The organism is Candidatus Limimorpha sp., assembly GCF_056203535.1.
In genome coordinates this window covers 1-5407 of record NZ_JBADWU010000069.1, presented here as the reverse complement: position 1 = coordinate 5407, position 5407 = coordinate 1, and the positions used below count along the sequence as shown (strand labels likewise).

Sequence of the window (5407 nt, the reverse complement as noted above, 5' to 3'; positions counted from 1 at the left end):
CAGAATAACCACCGACAGGACGCTGTTCCACGGACGCTGACATGGGTTTTCTTAGCGGAACCGCCTTCCTGAATGCAATCGGAGCCGCCAATCATGACGGCTCTCACGATTCACTGCATTCAGTGTAGGCTCGGCCTTATTCCTGGCGGGTTGCTCCCCAGCAGAGCCCGGTCCCTCGTCCGGCGGCATGGCAAAACTACGATTTTTTCACCAACTGCTACAAATATGAAAACTATTGTCTAATTTTGCATCGCATCCCTGAAGTCAACAGACTTCGGACACACTGTTTGAAACACTACCAGAAAACCATAGTTCACTCATCAATTTTCAGTTAAGATTTTCAGAGAGATTTTCAGTTGGGATTTTGAGGGCTTTGCCCGACCCAAAGAGAAAGAATCGTAGAGACATTTTCAGAGAGATTTTCAGTAAGGATTTTGATGGAGATTTTTTCAAAATCCTTACTTAAAATCCTGCTAAAAATAAGCGAAGGCTTTCGTCATTTAGGGCCGCTTCTATATAACAAAATGCAAAATGTTGTATATCAATAAAGATTCCCTTTCGCAAGCTCAAGGGAATGGAACGCTGGGATTAATTAAAAATGCGGCGGCGGCCTGTCATTACGCTTAGTGTGAACCTCACCTGCCGCCGCTTGTCCTATTAATCCATGGCCTCCGTTCCCGACGCTTGCGGCGGGAATCTTGTATTATCATTGGCCATAGCACCTTGCCTGTTATTTCAGCCATCCGTTTGTTGCACAACAATGATAACTCCGCTCAAAATCCATACTTAAAATCCTACAAAAAATCCTTGCGGATATTGCTTCGCTTTCTTATCAGGGAGAAAGAGAAGGAAACCCTCGGCGAAGCCAAGGAATGCGCGAAGCGGATTCCCTATTCGTGAGGATTAGTGAGATTCGCGGTCGAAAAAAAGACATCATGGTTGCAAATAAGATTGTAGTGTCCTTTCCTGCCGGACGCAGAGGAAAGACCGCGAATCTGGCGAATCAAGCGAATGGGCCTTGCTGATGCAAGTCCCTGCCTGCCGGACGCAGAATGATAATCTCATTGACTCTCGACGAAGTCAAGGAATGCGCGAAGCGGATTCCTCATTCGCAAAATTCGCGGTCGAAAAAAAAGTCGTGGTTACAAATCAATCTGTGTTGCAACGTGCGAATGTGGCCTATAACACGGTCACTCGCTTTGTTTCAACGCCCTTTGTGGTCTCCACGACAATCATATAAATGCCAGCTTTATGCTTCCCGAAATCGTATTCGAAGGCATCGCCGCTTGCAGCTCCTTCAAACACTTTTTGCCCGGAAATGTTGTAAATGCTGATGTTCCTGATGTCTTCGGTTTCGATTCTGACGACACCATGCGTCGGGTTGGGATATACCGTTGATGCGACAGTTTCTGCATCAGAAACGGCGTCAAACTCGGCTTCGATGAATTCGTAAAATCCATTCCATCCCATGGGGTCATACCATGCGGAGTTCTGGTAGGCTGAGGCGCATCCATAGGGGACGGTAAGGGTAGGGGTGCCGAAATATTCAAATACGACGCAATCCCATCCAGGTTCGCTGCCCAGCTCGGGAGGCGTGACGGCCAAAGAAACCGCCTCGGTGAAACCGGAGCAGTTCCTGAAGGCATAGTCGCCGATGAAAGTGACGGATTCGCCTATGGTGAGCGTCCCGTCAAAGGAGCTGCAATAGAAAAAGGCACCGGCGCCGATTGTCTTAACGGAATTTGGAATGGTCAAGTCGCCAGTTAGACCGTAGCAAAACGAAAAAGCGTCAGCCCCGATGGAAGTCACCGAATTTGGAATGTCGATGGTGGTCAGCCCTTGGCAGCCCTTGAATGCGTCAAAGCCGATAGTGGTGACCGTGTTGGGAATGAAGGTGCTTTTGCATCCGGTGATTAACTCGTTGGAGCCCGTCTCAATGATGGCGTTGCAGTTGTCTCTTGAGTCATAGACGCTGTTCTCGGGGTCAACGGTGATTCCGGAAAATGCCGTATAACTGAATGTGTCAGGGCCGAGCGAGGTCACCGAGCTTGGGATGCTCAGCGTGCCAGTCATGCCGTCGCAGGAATTGAAGGCGAAGTCGCCGATGGAAACGACGGAGTTGGGGATGGTGAGATTGCCTGTGAAACCGAAGCAAATCTGAAAGGCGCCATATCCGATGGAAGTCACGGAATTGGGGATAATCAGGTCGCCGGTGAAGCAGCTGCAATAGGCGAAAGCGCCATCGCCAATCGTGGTTATCGAGTTCGGGATGTTCAGGCCACCTGTAAAGAAACCATATAGGAAAGCGTAGTCGCCAATGGCTGTCACCGCATAATCGTTGCCTTCGTAGTTCACCGATTCAGGAATGTTCAGCTCGCCCGTTGCGCCTTGTCCGCCGACGGAACTTATGATGGTCACGGAAACGCCGTCATCGTTAACTTGGTAATTCAAGTCGCCGACAGTGAATGTCGTTTGTGCGAATCCTTTAAAAATCAATAAGATAGAAAAAATGAATAGGAATGTCGTTTTGTGAAGTAATGCTTTTTTCATGTAAAGATAGGTTTTGGGAATTTATTAAAACAGTTTTTCTTTTGTGAAGATAAAGATAAGTCAACGGAGTGAAAGACGTTATGCGATAATCCAGTCCTCAATAGTCTTGGTCTCTGTAGAGAACTTCACGCCAACCTTGACAACCTTGCGGCCATCGGTGATGAATGGGGTGGCGTAGCCGTTCTTCTCAATCTGCATCATGGCTTCTTGTGCGGTGCCGTTCAGTTTCAGTTCGATGACATAGATGGTGTCGGGCATCTTCACAACCATGTCGGCACGGCCTCTGGCACAGCGCACTTCGGTTTGGACATAGATGTTCAGCATGTTGAAAACGAGCATCATCGACCACTCGTAGAAACTCTCCAGATTGGTTATGTCCTCCAGCTTCTTCGTGAAGCCGTCAACGTAGGGCAACTCGGCAAAGTAGGCCTGCATTTCGCGCAAGGCCAAGTCGATGTCGTTTCCCTTCAAGGCTCGCCAGAATTTCAGGGCAAAGCCGGCAACGACTTGCCGGTTATCCAAGCCGATATAGGTTGGAAGCAAGCCACGGGTGAATCCAATGCGGACCTCCTGATTGGGAATGGAAAGCGTGTAGAACTCGGTTTCCTTGTCGTAGCCCTTGATGGTCAGATAACCGCTTTGGTAGAGCAAGGGCAGGGCATCGTTCATCGCCTCGGTGGGTTGGTCGAAGTCGTAGGATTGCACTTCGAGTGCTTCCAAAGTGGTGATGTCGGTGCGGAAATGCTGCATCTGTTGAATGAGGAAGGTAGGTGTGCCGCTCTCGAACCAGTAGTTGTCGATTTTCTTTTGCAGGAAGCATTTCAGCAGGCTGAATGGGTTGTAGATGTCGGGCGACACCTCGGAGAAGCGATAGCCGTCGTATTGCCGTTTCAGTCGGGCGTGCATCGCTTCGGCAGAACACTCATACTGTTCGGCGAGCATGGCGATGTCGGGAGCCATGTCGGTGGCAAACTCCTCTTCGGTGATGCCGCAGATGGCGGCATACTTGGGTTGCATCGAGATGTTGGTCAAGTTGTTGATGGTGGAAAAGATGCTCAACTGGCTGAACTTGGTGATGCCTGTAATGAAGCAGAACTTAATCATGGCTTCACTGGCTTTCAATTGAACATAAAACTCCTGCATCACATTGCGGAATGGGGTGAGCTGCTCCGCCTCGTGCAGCACGTCTAAAAGAGGCGCGTCGTATTCGTCGATGATGATGGCCACTTGTTTGCCCGTTTGTTCGTAGGCTCTGCGGATAAGTCCTCTCAGCACGTCGCCTGGCGACTTTTCATCCTCGTTCTTTCCGTATTTTTTCGTCAAGGGGTCGAGCAACAGAAGCAGCACGCGGCGCAATTCGTCGGCGGATGGTTGTCGCTTTGCCGTGCTCAAATCCACATGGATGACGGGACGGCTTTCCCACTCTTGTTCCAATGCCATGATTTTTAGACCTTCAAATAAATCTTTCCTGCCCTGAAAATAGGAGTCTAAGGTTGTGGAGAGCAGACTTTTGCCAAACCTGCGCGGACGGCTTAGGAAAACGAATTTAGCTTCATGGGCCAATTTCCAAACGAGGTCGGTCTTGTCGATATATACATATCCATCTTTCCTGATTTCCGAAAAGGTCTGGATACCAACGGGATATTTTCTCTCTTGCATGGCAATGACATTTTAATCGGTGCAAAAATACAAAAGAAAATATTATTCACAAATCCTATCCGAAGAACTTCTTAATCTCGCCAGCGAAGGCATCTTCGACCGCTTTGCCGTCACGTGTCTTGGCGAGGCCGGCGCGGCTGGTCTCCTAGTAATCCACGTTGAGGCGTTGGCCGACTTCCCTCATGGTGAGCATCACCTCGTCGGGCGAGATGAACGACTTGACGCCGCTCAATGCCATAGTGGCGGCCTATGGCAAACAAGTGAGCAACAGCTGTTTCGTGGGCGGTTGCTGAGAGTAATTCACAAAACTTGCAAGGGTTGGGCGAAATTATCGCTGTCTGCTAAATTATTGCCAGATGCTAATGACTGTTTTGGCTATAGTTTAATAAAAGACTGATTATTTTTGATTTCGTTGATGCCATGTTTTTCACCATCTTTCTAAAGATTGTCCAGACTGAAGTGTTGAATACCAGTTCGGGGTGGGTGCGGCTGGTCGGGCAGGACGGCGGGGCAGCGTCCGCAAAAAAAAGCTGACTAACGACTTGATTTTCATATATCTGCGTTTATGATATGATGTTTGAAAATCAAGTTCTTAGGCAGACTGTGCGTTGGACCGATTGTCCTGCCCTTGACTTTTTGCTTCTTTTGTGGCAAGACAAAAGAAGATAAGAAGTAAATCAACGGCATTATTTGTGTCGTTTGTATAAATGCTTGTAAGTATGGTGTTTGTGCCGTTTTTCCAAAAATAAAAAAAATATTGCTGTCCGCTAAAAATGGAGACAATACTTGTAATCGATAAAATTTCAACGAATTACGATGTCCTGTCAAAAACGGGGCTTACCTTTAAACGATTTTGTTTTCATCACAATTTCAATAAAAAGCACTGTGATTGAAGTGTTGAAAGCTTGACCGGGTTGGGCGCGGAGGCCATGGGCAAAATGCGGGGCAGCGTCCGCCCAAAGGACAGACTAAGTGTTTGAGCCTTAGGGAGCTGCATTTATGTTCCGCGACTTAGGGCTCAGACACTTAGGCTGGCCGTGCGTAGGGCCGATGATTTTGCCCTTGATTTTTCGGTCCATTTGCATCAAGTTATCATTGTTGTTGAACAAACGGATGGCGGATATAACAGGCGTATCTGGCTGAAAGATGTCGCTATAGCGGAAAAAGAATTAGTTTTGCGTTTGGGCAAGCGAAGAGA

At 48.3% G+C, this 5407-nt stretch carries 2 protein-coding genes; both read right to left on the bottom strand.

Annotated features, from left to right (window positions below; translation table 11 throughout):
• Positions 1-1179 precede the first annotated feature (1179 nt).
• A complete protein-coding gene (locus tag AC06MN_RS08160; protein ID WP_475671871.1) occupies positions 1180-2550 on the bottom strand; it encodes a leucine-rich repeat domain-containing protein in 1371 nt (456 codons plus the stop codon).
• A 78-nt stretch (positions 2551-2628) separates the two neighbouring features.
• Complete coding sequence (locus AC06MN_RS08155) at positions 2629-4209, bottom strand: ATP-binding protein (RefSeq protein WP_475671870.1); 1581 nt, start codon at positions 4207-4209, stop codon at positions 2629-2631.
• Positions 4210-5407 lie beyond the last annotated feature (1198 nt).

Excerpts from the sequence above, each read along its gene's own strand:
- AC06MN_RS08155 (WP_475671870.1), bottom strand. The coding sequence starts at position 4,209 with ATGCAAGAGAGAAAATATCCCGTTGGTATCCAGACCTTTTCGGAAATC.
- AC06MN_RS08160 (WP_475671871.1), bottom strand. The coding sequence starts at position 2,550 with ATGAAAAAAGCATTACTTCACAAAACGACATTCCTATTCATTTTTTCT.